The 15,879-nt window shown below is 60.9% G+C and carries 15 protein-coding genes and 1 pseudogene; 7 read left to right on the forward strand and 9 right to left on the reverse strand.

Going from position 1 to position 15,879, the window contains the following annotated elements:
* Positions 1-11 precede the first annotated feature (11 nt).
* From GC425_RS02320 to GC425_RS02330, 3 genes are read left to right on the forward strand one after another with little or no spacing between them, the layout of a single operon-like run.
* Positions 12-1,289, forward strand: coding sequence for a magnesium transporter MgtE N-terminal domain-containing protein (locus GC425_RS02320; RefSeq protein WP_151841838.1), 1,278 nt, complete (start codon positions 12-14; stop codon positions 1,287-1,289).
* Positions 1,290-1,310: 21 nt separating this feature from the next.
* Positions 1,311-1,868, forward strand: a complete 558-nt coding sequence (locus GC425_RS02325; protein ID WP_151841839.1) for a DUF1003 domain-containing protein — start codon at positions 1,311-1,313, stop codon at positions 1,866-1,868.
* A 43-nt stretch (positions 1,869-1,911) separates the two neighbouring features.
* Positions 1,912-3,042: an Mrp/NBP35 family ATP-binding protein gene (locus tag GC425_RS02330; RefSeq protein ID WP_151841840.1), complete on the forward strand. Its 1,131-nt coding sequence runs from the start codon at positions 1,912-1,914 to the stop codon at positions 3,040-3,042.
* A gap of 139 nt (positions 3,043-3,181) precedes the next feature.
* On the opposite strand, the pseudogene tatB reads toward GC425_RS02330, so the two are convergent.
* The 3 genes and pseudogenes from tatB to sigE all read right to left on the reverse strand — a co-directional run.
* Positions 3,182-3,568, reverse strand: a pseudogene (gene tatB, locus GC425_RS02335) (Sec-independent protein translocase protein TatB); the annotation flags it as partial.
* Between the two features lie 4 nt (positions 3,569-3,572).
* Complete coding sequence (locus GC425_RS02340; protein WP_151843955.1) at positions 3,573-3,935, reverse strand: zf-HC2 domain-containing protein; 363 nt, start codon at positions 3,933-3,935, stop codon at positions 3,573-3,575.
* 87 nt (positions 3,936-4,022) lie between these two features.
* Entirely contained in the window at positions 4,023-4,679 is a 657-nt protein-coding gene (gene sigE, locus GC425_RS02345; RefSeq protein ID WP_151843954.1) for an RNA polymerase sigma factor SigE, read from the reverse strand.
* 201 nt (positions 4,680-4,880) lie between these two features.
* Here sigE and GC425_RS02350 point away from each other — a divergent pair, with 201 nt between their 5' ends.
* Both GC425_RS02350 and GC425_RS02355 read left to right on the forward strand, forming a co-directional pair.
* Complete coding sequence (locus tag GC425_RS02350; protein WP_231699690.1) at positions 4,881-5,609, forward strand: O-methyltransferase; 729 nt, start codon at positions 4,881-4,883, stop codon at positions 5,607-5,609.
* Positions 5,610-5,653: 44 nt separating this feature from the next.
* Complete coding sequence (locus tag GC425_RS02355; protein ID WP_231699689.1) at positions 5,654-7,114, forward strand: GH32 C-terminal domain-containing protein; 1,461 nt, start codon at positions 5,654-5,656, stop codon at positions 7,112-7,114.
* A 54-nt stretch (positions 7,115-7,168) separates the two neighbouring features.
* On the opposite strand, the gene GC425_RS02360 is transcribed toward GC425_RS02355, so the two are convergent.
* The 5 genes from GC425_RS02360 to dapE form a co-directional block, all read right to left on the reverse strand.
* On the reverse strand, positions 7,169-8,050 hold the full coding sequence (locus GC425_RS02360) for a methyltransferase domain-containing protein (RefSeq protein WP_151842410.1): 882 nt from the start codon (positions 8,048-8,050) through the stop codon (positions 7,169-7,171).
* Positions 8,051-8,124: 74 nt separating this feature from the next.
* Entirely contained in the window at positions 8,125-9,597 is a 1,473-nt protein-coding gene (locus GC425_RS02365; RefSeq protein WP_151843953.1) for a M17 family metallopeptidase, read from the reverse strand.
* Between the two features lie 19 nt (positions 9,598-9,616).
* Positions 9,617-9,910: a DivIVA domain-containing protein gene (locus GC425_RS02370; protein WP_192930360.1), complete on the reverse strand. Its 294-nt coding sequence runs from the start codon at positions 9,908-9,910 to the stop codon at positions 9,617-9,619.
* Positions 9,911-9,960: 50 nt separating this feature from the next.
* The gene (locus GC425_RS02375; RefSeq protein WP_151843951.1) at positions 9,961-10,914 is read right to left on the reverse strand and encodes a TIGR00730 family Rossman fold protein; all 954 of its coding nucleotides are present in this window, start codon (positions 10,912-10,914) and stop codon (positions 9,961-9,963) included.
* Between the two features lie 73 nt (positions 10,915-10,987).
* Complete coding sequence (gene dapE / locus GC425_RS02380; protein WP_151843950.1) at positions 10,988-12,151, reverse strand: succinyl-diaminopimelate desuccinylase; 1,164 nt, start codon at positions 12,149-12,151, stop codon at positions 10,988-10,990.
* Between the two features lie 39 nt (positions 12,152-12,190).
* Between dapE and GC425_RS02385 the strand changes: the two genes are divergently transcribed.
* Together GC425_RS02385 and dapD are read left to right on the forward strand one after the other, a co-directional pair.
* Entirely contained in the window at positions 12,191-13,576 is a 1,386-nt protein-coding gene (locus GC425_RS02385) for an amino acid permease (protein WP_187767871.1), read from the forward strand.
* 21 nt (positions 13,577-13,597) lie between these two features.
* Complete coding sequence (gene dapD, locus GC425_RS02390) at positions 13,598-14,554, forward strand: 2,3,4,5-tetrahydropyridine-2,6-dicarboxylate N-succinyltransferase (RefSeq protein WP_151843949.1); 957 nt, start codon at positions 13,598-13,600, stop codon at positions 14,552-14,554.
* A 459-nt stretch (positions 14,555-15,013) separates the two neighbouring features.
* On the opposite strand, the gene GC425_RS02395 is transcribed toward dapD, so the two are convergent.
* Complete coding sequence (locus GC425_RS02395) at positions 15,014-15,877, reverse strand: pseudouridine synthase (protein ID WP_231699688.1); 864 nt, start codon at positions 15,875-15,877, stop codon at positions 15,014-15,016.
* Positions 15,878-15,879 lie beyond the last annotated feature (2 nt).

Raw genomic sequence — 15,879 nt, forward strand, 5'->3', positions numbered from 1 at the left:
CATGGTCAGTTATGAACAATCTTCGCGTGTTTGCCGGACGATTAGCGGGAATGGTGCTGATAGGCCCCGACGGAGAATCCGTGGGCCGTATCCGCGACGTGGTCATCACGATCCACGACAAACGGGGCACCGTGCTGGGCATGGTGGTGGAGGTTGCGGGCAAGCGCAGGATTTTCCTGCCAATGGGCCGCATTTCCGCGATTACGGAGTCCGACGTCACCAGCGTGTCCTCCAACATCAACCTGCGCCCGTTTAAGTCCCGCGCGGGTGAGTTGAGCCTGCACGACGATCTGGTGGGTGCGAAGATTCACACGGACGATCCGGAGCACGAAGAGCTGCACGGAAAGGCCTTGGAGATTACGGACGTGGAAATCGCGCGGACGCGTAATCGCGAATGGGAAATTCGTTCGGTTGCGGTGATTCAGCGCGGGCGGCTGGGCCGGCGTAATAGCGTCACTATTTTGCCGTTTAATCACGTCCATGGCTTGCACGCCGGCGGAACGGGCGCGGTGGACCTTAATGCGGAGGTTATTGCCTCCTTTAAGAATCTGCGCAAAGCGGACGCCGCGAATGCACTGCTGGATCTCCCCCAGAGCCGCCGTTTCGATATTGCCCGGGAGCTGGATGATGAGCTGCTGGCCGATATGCTCGCGGAAATGCCTGATGATGACCAGGCCGAAATCTTAAGCCACCTGAATTTGGAACGCGCCGCGGACGTGCTGGAGGAAATGGACCCGGACGACGCCGCCGACGTCCTGGCAGAACTCCCCGATGAACAGTCCGATGTCCTGCTGGAATTGATGGACCCTGAGGAATCTGCCCCGGTGCGCCGCCTGATGGATTTCTCCCCGGAGACGGTGGGTGCGATCATGACCCCTGAGCCGATCATCCTCACGCCCCAGGCGACCGTGGCCGAGGCCCTGGCGCATGCCCGTAACCCGGAGCTGCCTACCTCTTTGAGCTCCCTGGTGTTTGTGGCGCGCCCTCCGCAGGCCACCCCGACCGGCAAGTACTTGGGCTGTGTGCATCTGCAGAAGCTTCTGCGTGAGCCGCCGTCCTCCCTGGTGGGCGGGATCCTGGACCTGGAATTGCCTGCGTTGTTTGCGGAAGATTCCCAAGAGACCGCGGCACGTTATTTTGCCACCTATAATCTTGTCTGTGGTCCGGTGGTGGATGAGGACGGCCATCTGTTGGGCGCAGTGTCCGTCGACGACTTGATTGACCACCTTCTGCCGGATGATTGGCGTGAACAGGACTGGCGCGTCAGCTCTAATACCCACTTCAACTAGCTTTCCAAGGAACACCCACCTATGGCTCAGAATCTAAAGCGTACGAAGCTTGATACCCCTACCACGAAAAAGCGTAGTTTTAGCGTGGATTTAGACGGTGATGCCGTTGGGCGGAGCGCTGAATCGATCGCTCGTTTTTTGGGCACGGGTAAATATCTTGCCTATCAGACGATCATTGTTGTGGTCTGGGTTCTGTTAAACATTGGCGCTTTTGCCTGGTCCTGGGATCCTTATCCGTTCATCTTGCTGAATCTGGCGTTTTCCACGCAGGCGGCATATGCCGCGCCGTTGATCTTGCTTGCGCAGAACAGGCAGGATGACCGTGACCGTGTGTCCCTGGAAGAAGATCGACGCCGGGCTGCCGAAACAAAGGCCGATACCGAATTCTTGGCGCGCGAGTTAGCCGGCTTGAGGCTGGCCGTGAATGACACGGTGACGCGTGATTATCTGCGCAAGGAGTTGGAGGATTTGAACGATCTTCTGACCCGCATCGATGACAAGCTGGATGACCATCGCGCCGATGAAAGTTCGCTGCGCCCTGAGGAGGAGCACGGCGGGTCGCGAGGTAGCTCGCAGTAACAGATTTGTCACTCCCCTATGAAGGACTAAGCTGGAGGTCGTTATGGCTGAAATCACCGAATCCGCTGTCCGCAGCGCGCTGTCCCGCGTAGAGGATCCCGAGCTCAACCGTTCTATTACGGACTTGGGAATGGTCAAATCTATCGACATCGACGGCACTCACGTTGCCGTAGAAATCTATCTGACCATTGCCGGTTGTCCTATGAAATCGCATCTGACGGAGAAGACCCGCGAGGCCACGGAGTCCGTAGCCGGCGTGGAGTCCGTCACAGTCACCACGGATGTGATGAGTGATGAACAGCGCCGCGAGATCCGTAAGAAGGTCCGGGGCGACGCCGCCGATCCCGTCATTCCTTTCGCACAACCAGATTCCACCACCCGCGTGTACGCCGTCGCCTCCGGTAAAGGTGGCGTGGGCAAGTCCTCCGTGACGGTGAACCTGGCGGTCTCTTTGGCTAAGCGCGGCTTGAAGGTCGGCATCGTGGACGCGGATATCTACGGCCACTCCATTCCTCACCTGATGGGTTCTCATGACAAACCTCACCAGGTTGATGAGATGATCATGCCGTTGCAGTCCCACGGTGTGAAGATGATCTCCATCGGGCACTTCGTGGGCGACAACTCCCCTGTTGTGTGGCGTGGCCCGATGCTGCACCGCGCCATCCAGCAGTTCCTGGGTGACGTGTTCTGGGGCGACCTGGACATCCTGCTGCTGGACCTGCCCCCAGGCACCGGCGACGTGGCCATTTCCGTGGCGCAGCTGGTTCCTAATGCGGAGTTGCTGATCGTGACCACTCCTCAGGCCGCGGCCGCTGAGGTGGCGGAGCGTGCGGGCTCGATTGCGCAGCAGACCCGCCAGCGCATCGGTGGCGTGATTGAAAACATGAGCTGGATGGTGATGCCGGATGGCTCGAAGAATGAGATCTTCGGTTCCGGCGGCGGCCAGGTGGTGGCGGATCGTCTGACCCAGATTTCTGGCGCGAAGGTGCCGCTGCTCGGTCAGATTCCGCTGGATCCGAACCTGCGCATCGGTGGCGACTTGGGGAACCCGATCGCGATCTCGGAGCCTCAGTCCGAGGCCGCCATTGCCTTTGGTGGAATCGCCGATCACCTGTCGCTGCGTCGTTCGTCGTTGGCGGGCAAGAGCCTGAACCTGGGTGTGACTCGGAAATAACCGACGCCCGGCGCGTCTTTTAGATCACATCGTCCCACTTATCGGGTGATGCGGTCATGGAGTCCGCGGACGGGGATGCTGCCGGGGTGTCCTGGCTCTCTGGCCCGGGCGGCACCTCGATGTCGCGCACGGCCTTGTTCTCGCTGGATGGAACGCCCGCCGACCCCTTGGCAAAGTCCCTCAGGTTCGGCTTCTTCACGCTGTTAACCGTGGATTGCACGGACTTTTTCGCCTCATCCAGTGGGGTGAGGAAACTCTCGTCTCCATCGAACAGGGTCTGGGTGATAAATCCTCGCGCCCCCATTCTGCGTACATTATTGAGCTCGTTCAGGGGCTCGGCTATGGATTTAATCTCGTCGCCGAATTCGTTGTCCAATTGTTGGCGCGCCTGCCCCACCGCATTACGAATGGCCAGAAGAACAGCTCGAACTTCTTTGATCACACCAGGCAGCCTCTCTGGCCCGATAACAATCAGAGCGACGATCAGAAGAACGAGGATTTCTCCCCAACCAACATTCGAAAACACGTGTTTACCTTAGCAGGGTTCCGAGCTTCCGCAAGAGAAGATCCACGGCGTCCGGGAGGGTTTCCGGCTTGCGTCGGCCGTCCGTTCCGATGTTGTGGTGCTTGTCCCGTTCGGATTCGGCCGCCTCTGATTGGTAGTTCGCCGGGATGGCGTTGAGGCGCTCGATGAGGGTTCCGGAGGCACTCATGGGGCAGGTGTTGTCCCGCAGCCGTTGGGCGGCTTCCCGCTGCGTGTTGACCTCGTCGCGGCATTCCTTGCAGTGAACCAGGTGAATCTTGGCGCGATGTTCGGCTTTTCTGGTCAGTTCCCCATCCACCAAGGCTGCGATTGCTTCAGGGGAGAGATGTTCAATGGATAAACCGTCCATAGTCCATGTCGCCTTTCGCTCGCCGTCACGGTGTCCCTGGTGGTTCAGGGCCGTTGTGAGTCAGGGGTTACTGCTTATTGTGGGGTTTCAGGCTGTGGGGTCAGCCCCGTCAGCCCCGATGAAGGTCAGCCCACCTTCGCTGCTCTGCTCCAGCTGGGCGCGCAGTTGCGTACGAGCGCGGTGGATGCGGGATCGAACTGTTCCCATCTTCACGCCAAGTGTACGCGCGATCTCGTCGTAGCTCATACCCAGCCCGTCACACAACACCACGGCCACGCGGAACTCAGGTGTCAGCGTGTCCAGCGCCTGCTCGAGGGCGGGGTCCAGGTTGTTCATGGCGAATGCCTCTTCGGGTTGGACTTCGCCCGCCCGGTGGGATTCCACGCGGTCGTAATCCTCGGGAAGTGCTTCCATCCTGATGATAGATCGACGCCGAACCATATCGAGGAAAAGGTTCGTGGTAATGCGGTGGAGCCATCCTTCGAAGGTTCCTGGCTTGTAGTCCTTCAGACTGCGGAACACCCTCATGAAACAATCTTGGGTGAGGTCTTCTGCGTCGTGGCGATTACCGGTCAGTCGATACGCGAGACGATAGACACTATCGGCATGTTGCGCTACTAGTTCTCCCCAGCTGGGCAGTGCGCCCACCCCGGCGTCGAAATCGGCGGTGCTTGGAGCCTGGGTCTCCTGGGTGCGGATCTCCTCGGCGGGGGACGGAAGCAGGGGCGCAGTCATGGTTCTCATTATTCAGCACCAATGTACTAGCCCACTTTCGATTCGCTGGCAATTGGCTGTGAATGCCAGCGCGCCTCACCCCGGCGACTCCCACGTGCCACCATTCCCATGCGTCACACCTATTTACTTGGGTTTCAAATTTTGAACAAGGTCTAGAAAAACGCCCACGCCTGCGGCTTTCACCACCATTTCTCCCCTAGTGTGGGGCATGTGAATGTAGCAAAGACTTCTGGTTATGACTCCCTCCTGTCGTACATCGAGACCACCCGCCAGAGCCAGGACGCCACGGTTGACAACGGCTCAGCCACCGCCACGGTTCTCCAGGCACTGGGCGCGGCACTCGAGGCGGCCAAGGAGTTCGGTTTAGACACCCCCGATGCGGCCACCGCGGAGTTCCTTGAGTTCACCGCTGCCCGACAAGCCGCTGCGGCCACCCAGCGCGAGCACCAGCCGTCGGCCATTATTATGAGCCCCGCCAGCGGTGTCCTGGGCCTGCTGCTGGCCAGAGGATTTATGGCTGGCTCCCCCGTCACGGGACACCTGACGTGCATTGAGCCAGATGTCACGCACCAGCAGCTCGCGAAGGAGGCCTTCTCGAGCGCGAAGCTGCCCTCCAACGCCTTCCGTTTCCTCCCCAGCCGCCCCCTAGACGTGGTGGGTCGCCTCACCAACGACAATTACGACATCGCCATTGCTGAATGCGCCGTGGAAGATTTAGCCGCCACTGCACACTCGACGCTGCCCGCACTCCGCCCCGGCGGTGTGCTCATCCTTTTAGATTCCCTGATGGACGGGCTGGTTGCCGATGGTTCCCGCACCGACCGTGACATCGTTGCCGCCCGTACCGCCGACGCCGACATCCGCGCTGTAGAAGGCGCTCACGTGTGCCGTCTTCCCCTCGGTGCCGGCCTGACTCTCATCACGAAGGTCGCCGAATAATTACCCCCTCCATCAGTACTCAAACGCTGGTATAAGTGGAGACTATGCATATAAGCTCGTCCTCCCACCGTCCAGAGTTGCACCTCACCGCAGAAACGGGCGTTTTGGAAGCGCCCGCCGGTGCCGTCATTGTCAACGGCGCAATGCACGTATTCCATCAATTCCGCCCACGCCCCACCAGCGGCTCCCGGTGGGCGCACCAATATGCACCAGTACTGTCCTATGGCTGGGATGTGTGCGACGATGTCCTCTCCCCCGAAGGCGATGAAATCGACATCCTCGCCGGATCCTCCATCCCCCTCAATCACGAAGAAACACACTCCACCAGCGTGGAGCTGTTCTTCGTCAGCACCCAGGGCACTGACACCACCAATAACCCAGAGCTTCAGGGTAACAATGTTCCCCACAACGAGGTAGGCGCACGCACCTTCACTATCCAGCGCGCTCTCATCGAGAACCTCGAGGAGGCCGTGGACTGCTCCGACGACCCCTCCACCATCGACCCACACGTCACTCGTCTGGGCCCCATTAATGTAGACGACAGCGCCTACCCTGTAGGTCAGCTCGTCACCCCGTCCGTGATCCACGATGACTCGGACCCGGATGCTCCGTGGTTGATGCTTGCACTGTCGCTCAGCGGCACCACCGATGCAGAGATCATCGTGCTGCGCTCCTTGAACCGCCAGGACTGGACGGTGATCGGCCCGCTGGAGATCTCCCCTGAAGCCGAGCTGCCGCAGGGCAGGCTGTTCGCCCCGCGCATCGTTCGCATGACGGACTCGGAGACCGGGGATAACAAGCACGTGGTGGTTATTACCTACCCCACGCAAGACAACCTGGTGGGCACCACCGACGGCGAGGTAGCCGGATACATCGTCGGTACCTTGACCGGAGCGTCTTTTAAGGCGGACAAGCCTCTGGCGATCTTGGACTACGGCTATGACTTCACCCGTCCACGCATCATCCAGAACGATCCCCCTATCCTGATCGGGCTCGTGGGAGCGCACCCCTCCGAGGATGACCAGTGGGCAAACTGCCTGAGCTCTCCACGCAACCTGACGCTGACGGACGGTCAGCTCTTCCAGGACATCATTGGCGCACCCCGTGCAGTGAAGAACTTCTCCAACCTGGGACTGATCTGGACGGCACAGTTGGACGCTCACAACGGCAGTGTGGTGGTGGACATCATCAACTCCGCAGACCAGACCCTGGCGACGGTCACCTACTCCGATAAGGAGCTCACACTCGTTGTGCCGGGCAAGCAGCCACGCACTGCTCCCCTGGCAGACGCAGACTCGGATTCGATCACCATCTTCGTGGACGGCCCCCTCTGCGAGGTCTACGCCGACGGTGGCGCCACCACTCTGACCGCCACGATCGCTGTGGATCGCAAGCTCAAGGGCATGGAGATCGCCACCACCGGCGGCGCCCGAGTGATCGGCTCCTTCTCCGCGAATGGACAGGAGCTGCAGATGCGCCTGGCTGGTACCGGCGAGGACGACTAACCCGCGAACGCGAGCGGGCGTCCGCGGCTTCTGCCTTAGTTCGCGAGTTCTGCCTTAGTTCGCGGAGTCAGCCTTCGCCAAACGGGTGATCGCCGCGCGGGCGGTCACCTCCATCGTCTCCGGCAGAGCCGCAATCCGCTCCTGCAGCACATCAGGGTGAATATGCCGAGCCGACGGGCTCATGCCAATCTGCGCCGCGATGGACGCCTGGTCCAGCTTCATCGTGAACTCGATGACCTCGGACTCCCCCACCGGCACCAAGTGGCCAGAGGCCTGCGCGATCATGCGCTGCACCTTACCCTCTTCCACATCGATGATTCCCAGAGGCTCGCGCAGCTCCGCGAGGTGCCCCACCTCAGCGGTCAAGACAACCACCTGCCCCTTCGGGGCCAAGATGCGCGCAAACTCCGCCGCATTGCGTGGAGCGAAGACCACAGCGATGGCGTCGATAGAACCAGAACGGATGGGCAAGGTCGACCACGCATCGGCTACCACGGCACCCACGCGTGGGTGCGCGTGCGCCAGACGCTTCGCGGCGGCCGTGGACACGTCGATACCAATGCCGCGGGAGCCCTCAATCAGATCCAGTGCGTGCGACAGGTAGTAGCCCGTTCCAGCGCCGACCTCCACCAGGGCGGGCTGGGCGTCCTGGGAGACCTGGGCGTCGTCCAGAACCTGCTCCACGTTGTGAGACACGGCCTCCACAAACGGCGCGAAATGGCCGCCAGAGAGGAAGGTTTCACGCGCATCGATCATGGAGGCATCGTCACCGCTGTAGCGCAGGCCAGAGCCGCCGGCGAGGGTCACATAACCCTGACGAGCAACGTCGTAGCTATGCCCAGATGGGGACACCAGCGTGCGCCACTGATCATCGCCAGCGGCCAACGGAGTGCCATCTACGGGATCCGCCAAGAGGTCAATCACATCAGCAAGCACTGCTTTAAGACCATCCAATCATCACTATTTTTGCTCAATGCCATTCACTGTAGCGCACGTGGGGGCACCGCGTCTTAGCGGGACAACCAATTTATCAGCGTACGGGCGCCAAATCCGGTTCCCAGTGGGGTGATCTCGTCAAACGTGGACTCAGCGCGGCCGGGGCCCGCGATATCCAGGTGGTAGAAAGGCACACCGCGGGTGAAGCGTCGCAGGAACATCGCCGCCGTCACAGCACCCGGCCCCTTCGGGGTTTGGTGCACATCCGCCACGGTGGAATCAACCGCATCCTCCAGGTACTCCAGCATCGGCATCGGCCACCACCGCTCGCCCACCACGGCGCCGCGTCGGGCAAGTTTCACGCCCTTGCCCCAGTTGGGGGCGAATACAGCACCCACACGCAGACCCAGGGCCAGCTTGGCCGCGCCCGTCAGGGTCGCCAGCGTCACCACGGTGGAGGGCTTGTACTTCTTCGTGCCATACGCCACGGCATCGGCCAGTAGCATCCGACCCTCGGCGTCCGTGTTGGACACCTCGGTGGTGATGCCACCGTAGTGCTCTACCACGTCACCGGGGCGATAGGACTTTCCATCCACCATGTTTTCCGCCATAGGGATCAGCGCCACCACCCGGCGCGGCACTTGCATCTGCGCCAAGGCCCGGAAGGCTGCCAGGACGCTGGCCCCGCCGGTCATGTCCGTGCGCATGGAGCCCATGCCTGCGGCGGGCTTCAGAGAAATACCTCCAGTATCAAAGGTCACGCCCTTGCCGACCAGCAGGACCGATTTACGTCGACGCCGCTGGCCCACCCTGTCCGGGTTCCATTCCATCTCCACCAACGCAGGCTTGTGCTTGGATCCGGCACCCACCGCGAGGATTCCGCCGAAGCCCTTGGACTTCAGCCATGCTTTATCGCGCACGCGGACCTTCACGCCCGGGATGTCCTCCACCGCGGTCAGGGCCTTGTTGGCCAGCCACTCGGGCGTTTTGATGTTGCTGGGGGTGTTGGACAGGTCGCGTGCCAGACACGTGGCCTGTGCCAGGCGTTCGCCGTGGGCTGCGGCCTCGCTAAGCGCCTGAACGCGAGACGGGTCCGTGTGCTCGAAGACGATATTGACGGCCTGAACACGCGCCTTCTTGGTGTGCGAGGTCACGAGGGTGTGATTGCCCACCACCAGGCCGATCACCAGGGACTGGACATTGGTGGCTGTCGCGACGTCCGGCACGCGCACCTGCACGAGATGCTTCTTCGCGCGCACCGGGTGACCGTCAATCTGCGTGGAAATACGACGCACCAGCGAGCCACCAGCGGCGCGCCATCCATCGTCGAAGAATTCGGCACTATCGGTCAGGTCGTGGTCGGGAGTGGGATCTGTGGGAACGCCGGTCACCCATTCCACGGACTGCCCTGCCTGACCGGGGCGCAGCTCCACGGTTCCTACACAGTCGTCCACGACGATGCGGGCAGAGATGACCTCGTTGCCTTCGACTGCGTCACCCACTGCGATGGTGACGGTGGGCTGTGGGATTCGTGGCAGGGCAGACATGTGAAACAGAACAACCTTTCTAACTGTCGTGTGTGTTGTGGTGGTGGTGAGGCTGGCGTTCCAGCTGTTCAAGGCGGGCGGACACCCGTTCCAGATACGCATCAACCTGCTGTGGGTTGTACCCGCGCACGGATTGCGCGAACTGTATCTCCTGGACCGAGGAGGCTGTGATCGGGGCGTCCAAGAGGGTTTTCCACGGCTCTTGGGCGTCCGGCCCCTCCAGGCGTGGCGGGTAATCTTCCTGACGACCCACGGCGGTGCCGAGCACCAGCGTCAGAAGGGCGCCGAACACCACAGCTCCGAGGAGAGACACGATCCAAAACATAGTTAATAATCTACATCCCGGGCCCTACAGAGGCACCGTTAGCCGCGCTGCTGATCCCTCGGCTCGTCGCGCTGATGGCCCCGCGACTCATCGCGCTGCTGACCCAAGTGCTCCAGCGTGGCAGCCAGCTCTTCCTGCTCCTGACGAAGCTCCTCCTGGCGGGCTTTCAAGTCCTCAATGCGGCGTTCGTCTTCCTGATGCTGGTGCACCGCCACACAAAAGTTCACAGCCTCGGCAGGATCATCGGTGACGTGAATGAGGTCCACGTCCTCCGGCGCGATCATGCCCTCGTCCACCAGGCGGGTGGTAATCCAGTCCACGAGCCCACCCCAGAACTCCGTGCCGATCAGGATGATCGGGAAGCGTTCCACCTTCTCCGTCTGCACCATCACCAGCGCTTCGAAGAGTTCATCCAGGGTGCCGAAACCACCCGGCAGGCACACGAAGGCCTGGGAGTATTTCAGGAACATCGTCTTGCGCACGAAGAAGTATCGGAAGTTTAAGCCTAAGTCGATGTAGGGGTTCAAGCCCTGTTCCATAGGAAGCTCGATGCCCAGGCCAATGGACAGGCCTCCCGCTTCCCAGCATCCGCGGTTCGCGGCTTCCATCAGTCCCGGGCCGCCGCCGGTAATGGTGGCGTAACCGGCTTCGTGAATCAGCTTTCCCAGTTCCACGCCGGTGCGGTAGTACTGGTGGTCTTCATCAATCCGGGCTGAGCCAAACACAGTAATGGCCTTGGGGATTTTCGCCAGCGCACCGAAGCCGTCCACGAACTCCGATTGGATGCGCATCACGCGCCACGGGTCGGTGTGCAGCCAGTCCGTGTGGGGCTGTTGACGCAGCAGGCGCTTATCCGTGGTGGAGCGGTCGGCGCTGTCGCGCTGACGACCGCGCACCAGCACGGGGCCGCGGTAGCCGAAATCGCGCTGTGGCTTGGATGACGGCGTTGATGCCGACGTGGATGATGTGGACGAAGAAGTACTGTCGCTCATGGCTCTCACAGTACGTTGCTGCGGCCGGTCTCGCTCGGCGACGGCTCTCACCCCACCACGCGCGCGGCAGACCCTAGCTCCGCAGGAAGCTCAGCAACTGCTCACTGACCTGACGGATCTGTGATACCGGGCAATGCTCGTCCTTCGTGTGGCACAAGCCGGGATCCCCCGGCCCGAAATTCACCGCAGGGATGTCCAATTGGGTAAAGCGGGCAACATCGGTCCAACCGAACTTCGCGCGCACATTCCCCCCGGTCGCTGCCACTAGGCTTGCGGTCGCCGGACGGTCCAACCCAGGCGTCGCCGCCGGAGAGATATCGTCGATCTCCAGGCTGAACCCCTCAGCGGGTGCATCTGGAGTGCCCGCACCCATCACCTCAAACAACAGGTCCAAGGCCTGCTCGGCAGTACGGTGCGGAGCATAGCGGAAGTTCACAAAAGCCCAGGCCTCATCGGGGATTGTATTCGTGGCCACGCCCGACTCAGCTATCACAGCATTAAGCCCTTCGTGGTATTCCAGGCCGTCCACGTCGACCACTTGGGCGTCGAATTGATCAACACGCACCAGGACATGCGCCAACTTGTGCAGCGCGTTATCACCCAGCCACGAGCGGGCGGAATGGGCGCGCACCCCGTGGGCGGTGACCTTCACGCGGATCGTCCCCTGGCATCCCGCCTCGATCAGCCCACCGGACGGCTCACCCAGCAACGCCACGGTACCCTGCAGCAGATCCGGATCGGACGAGACCAGGTGGTTCAGGCCGTTGTAGCGGGAGGCGACCTCCTCCCCCTCGTACAGCACCAGGGTGATGTCCCGGGTCAGGTCCTCGCCCTGGGCCATGGTGGCAAACGCATGGAGGTAGCAGGCACACCCGGACTTCATATCCACGCTGCCCAACCCGTAGATCACGTCCTCGCCGGCATCCGGATCGTGCACCAGCCGGCTGGGCAGATTATCCGCGGGAGGAACCGTATCAATGTGACCGGCCAGCACCACGCGCTCGGCAAGCCCGCGAGCGGTCCGCGCCACCAGCGTGTTGCCGCGCCGGGTCACCTCGACCTGCGGAATAGAGCGCAGCACAGGCTCCAGGGCATCGGCGATCTGCTGCTCGTGGTGAGACTCGCTGTAAATGTCCACGAGCGCGCGGGTGAGCTCCACGGGACCGTTGTTCAGTGCGTCCCACAGGGTCTGCGCTGCGGGCGGGGTTAGAGAATCAGTGTTTTTTGGGGGGATCATCAATCATCCATGCTACGTGACGTGTGTTCTAATGCTTCTATGAGTACTTCTACACCCACACAAGATCAGGAGCTAGGCCGCGATCTGAAAACGCGCCACCTGACCATGATGGGACTGGGTTCGGCCATTGGCGCGGGCCTGTTCCTCAGCACGGGCAAGGGAATCCAGGCTGCCGGACCCGCGGTTCTGTTGTCCTATATCGTCGCCGGTGTCATCGTTATTTTCGTGATGCAGATGCTAGGCGAATTGGCGTCCGCCCGTCCGGCCTCCGGCACATTCGCCACCTATGGAACCTACGCCTTTGGCAATTGGGCCGGTTTTAGTTTGGGCTGGCTGTATTGGTTCATGCTGATTATGGTGATGGGCGCGGAAATCACCGGCGCCTCGGCGATTATGGCGAATTGGTTTGGGGTACAGCCGTGGCTTCCTGCGCTGATTGCCGTGCTGTTTTTCTCCATTGTGAACCTGGCGGGTGTGCGCGGATTCGGCGAATTCGAGTATTGGTTCGCCTTCATCAAGGTGGCCGTGATCGCCGCATTCATGCTGATCGGCTTCGGGCTGTTCTTTGGCCTCTTCCCGAATTACGATTCCCCGGGCCTGTCGCACTTCTCTGACTTTGTCCCCCATGGCATTCCGGGTGTGGCCACGGGCCTTCTGGCTGTGGCGTTCGCGTTCGGTGGCATTGAAATCATTACCATCGCCGCTGCTGAGTCCGAGGATCCGTCGCGCTCCATCGCCTCTGCCACCCGTGCGGTGATTTGGCGTATTTCCGTGTTTTACCTGGGCTCTGTCTTCCTGATTACGGCCTTACTGCCGTATGAATCTATGGGTGAGGCCTCCGGCGCCTCCGACTCCCCATTCACTCGCGTGTTGGCGCTGGCGAACATTCCCGGTGTGGTTCCATTCATGGAAGTCATCATTGTGCTGGCCCTGTTGTCCGCGTTTAACGCTCAGATTTACGCTACGTCTCGCCTGGTCTTCTCCTTTGCCCAGCAGGGCAATGCTCCACGCATTTTCACGTCCGTGAATAGCTCCCACGTTCCCAATGTTGCAGTGTACAGCTCCCTGATTTTCGCGTTCGTGTCCGTGGCTTTGCAATTCTGGGGCCCCGATAACCTGATCGGCATTCTGTTCAACATTGTGGGTGGCTCACTGTTGGTGATCTGGGCGATGATCACGTTGTCCGAAATTAAATTGCGCCCCGAGCTGGAAGCCGAAGGCACGCTGGTTGTCCGCATGTGGGGCTACCCCGTCCTGCCGTGGATTACCGTGATACTTCTGGCCGGTTTGGCAACCCTGATGCTGTGGGATGGCGACGCCCGCCCGCAGTTACTGTTCGCCATCGGCACCTTCGTGGCATTGTCCGTGCTGGGCCTCGTCATCGCCGGCCGCTCGAAGAACCCTGCTCACACCCCCGAGGCTTAAAGAAAGGTAGTATCGACAACCATGACTGGAGCTATTGGAACTGGATACGCAACCCTGACCGCCGAGGGCGATGTCCTCGACGTCTTGTTCACCGAATTCGCATTGTCGACCGACGCCACGGCCTCCGGTACCGAACAATCTCATGAGGGTCCCCTGGCCGGCACTGATGAGGTTCGCGGCACCACCCGCGTGCATGTTCGTACCGTCATCGAGGATCTTGAGGCAGCCCCTGCGGACACGTTCGATGCCTACCTGCGCCTCCACTTGATCTCCGGACGTGAGATCAAGCCTCATGGCTGCAACCTGGATGGGGTGTTCGGAAAGCTCAACAATGTGGTGTGGACCAACCACGGCCCCTGCAAGGTGGAGGGCTTTGCTGCGGTGCGCGAGCGTCTGCAGGCAGAGCGCGGTCCTGTGACCGTGTACTCGGTGGACAAGTTCCCACGCATGGTGGACTACGTGGTGCCGACCGGTGTGCGCATTGGCGACGCCGACCGCGTGCGCCTGGGCGCGCACCTGGCTGAGGGCACGACCGTGATGCACGAGGGCTTCGTGAACTTCAACGCCGGAACCTTGGGAAGCTCCATGGTGGAAGGCCGTATCTCTGGTGGTGTTGTTGTGGGCAACGGCTCAGACGTGGGTGGCGGCGCCTCCATCATGGGCACCCTGTCCGGCGGCGGCAAGCAGGTCATTTCCGTGGGCGAGCGGTGCCTGCTGGGCGCTAACTCCGGCATCGGCATTTCCATTGGCGATGACGTCACCGTGGAAGCTGGGCTGTATCTCACCTACGGAACCAAGGTTGTGGTCCGCGGTGCTGTGGCTGAGCTTGTGGGCGCCGAGGAGGGCGCTGCAGTGAAGGCTGCGGAACTGTCCGGACAGTCTGGCATTCTCTTCCGACGCAACTCCGTCTCCGGTGAAGTGGAGGCTGTGGTGAACACCAATGCTGTGGAGCTCAACGAGGATCTGCACAAGAATTAAGCGTCTGACCGCGCCTTATTTTTCGCCTAGAAGCACCCACTGAATTGTCAGTGGGTGCTTCTTCATTTTAAGGGGTAGGCACTACCTGCGAGATAGGAACTACAGATGTATGAGTGTGTATATTGCCCAGGATCCGAACAAAAGGACCGGGGGAAGAAGGATGACACACACTCCTAGAACAGCCAGCTTGACGGACTTCGCACGGATACCGAAGATAAGCGCCACAATCCCACAGCCAAGGACGGCCCACCAGTGATACAGATCGTTATCGTTGATCACGAAGGCGCCGATGACGGCGACGAGAATCCCGACAATCGCCGCACCCACTGCAATGCGTTCGCTGCTAGTGGGTTGAGGCGACCTGTTAGGGCGGACTGAGATATTTTCGGGAGTCATTATTTCACCCTAGTCCATTTCTTTCCCAAAATCAATAGATTTGAAAAAATAGTTCACAAACGTCTATTTTTGTGTGATTTCTACAGCTCTTCCGCCCACAGCAGGATCGCGAAAAGTAAGAGACACCGCCCGCAAGCCCAAACGCGGTTCGGTCCGTAGCGCCTCATTACTAAAATCCGTTGGCCGATACATCGGGTACGTACTGTCCCCCACCAGCGGCGCTCCCAGATGATTCATCAGCACCCGCAACTGATGCGTATGCCCCGTTTCTGGACGCAGAAGATACTCCCACTCCCCCGCCTCCGTGCGCCCCAGCAACCGCACCCGAGTTCTGGTGAGCTTGCCCGCCGGATCCACCCTCACCTGGGGTACGTCCTTGATCTTGAGCATCGGCAGCTCCACCACCGTCTCCTGTTCAAATCCCGCGACCCGCACGGCTGAGCGTCCCACATAGGTCTTAGCCACAGTGCGCCGCAGAAACTGAGTCTGCAGAAACCCTCGAGTGTCCGGCCTGCGCGATAACAGCAGCACTCCCCCAGTCAGACGATCCAGCCGATGCGCCGCCACCAGATCCATCTCTGAACGGTGAACGCGCAACATCGTCTGCGCATTCGCCCGCATCAACGAGCCATTGGGAGTGGACGGCAACCCATGGGGCTTATCCACCACCAGAACATCCCGCGACTCATACAGCACGGGAATATCCAGGTTCAGAAGGTAGTCCGGCTCCTCATGCACCTGCGGGTGAAACCATGCCGGAGTGGGAACATCCAAAGCTGTGAGCGGTTCCAGCAGTGTCCCCGGAGGAAAGGGTGAATCCCCGGCACCAGCCGCCCAGTACTCCACACCATCGGCAGGCACGTGGCCCCGCAGCACCACGCGCTGAGCCGATACTCCCTGCCGTGGCGTAGGCCGCCAGCGAGACACGA

It is taken from the genome of Corynebacterium sp. zg254 (genome assembly GCF_024701495.1).
In the GTDB taxonomy this organism is placed as follows: Bacteria; Actinomycetota; Actinomycetes; order Mycobacteriales; family Mycobacteriaceae; genus Corynebacterium; species Corynebacterium zhongnanshanii.

What these genes read in the sequence shown, in the direction of transcription:
- GC425_RS02355 (WP_231699689.1), top strand. Translation starts at nt 5,654, where the DNA reads ATGCATATAAGCTCGTCCTCCCACCGTCCAGAGTTGCACCTCACCGCA.
- GC425_RS02365 (WP_151843953.1), bottom strand. Translation starts at nt 9,597, where the DNA reads ATGTCTGCCCTGCCACGAATCCCACAGCCCACCGTCACCATCGCAGTG.
- GC425_RS02320 (WP_151841838.1), top strand. Translation starts at nt 12, where the DNA reads ATGAACAATCTTCGCGTGTTTGCCGGACGATTAGCGGGAATGGTGCTG.
- dapE (WP_151843950.1), bottom strand. Translation starts at nt 12,151, where the DNA reads ATGATCCCCCCAAAAAACACTGATTCTCTAACCCCGCCCGCAGCGCAG.
- GC425_RS02330 (WP_151841840.1), top strand. Translation starts at nt 1,912, where the DNA reads ATGGCTGAAATCACCGAATCCGCTGTCCGCAGCGCGCTGTCCCGCGTA.
- GC425_RS02325 (WP_151841839.1), top strand. Translation starts at nt 1,311, where the DNA reads ATGGCTCAGAATCTAAAGCGTACGAAGCTTGATACCCCTACCACGAAA.
- GC425_RS02385 (WP_187767871.1), top strand. Translation starts at nt 12,191, where the DNA reads ATGAGTACTTCTACACCCACACAAGATCAGGAGCTAGGCCGCGATCTG.
- GC425_RS02375 (WP_151843951.1), bottom strand. Translation starts at nt 10,914, where the DNA reads ATGAGCGACAGTACTTCTTCGTCCACATCATCCACGTCGGCATCAACG.
- GC425_RS02340 (WP_151843955.1), bottom strand. Translation starts at nt 3,935, where the DNA reads ATGGACGGTTTATCCATTGAACATCTCTCCCCTGAAGCAATCGCAGCC.
- sigE (WP_151843954.1), bottom strand. Translation starts at nt 4,679, where the DNA reads ATGAGAACCATGACTGCGCCCCTGCTTCCGTCCCCCGCCGAGGAGATC.
- dapD (WP_151843949.1), top strand. Translation starts at nt 13,598, where the DNA reads ATGACTGGAGCTATTGGAACTGGATACGCAACCCTGACCGCCGAGGGC.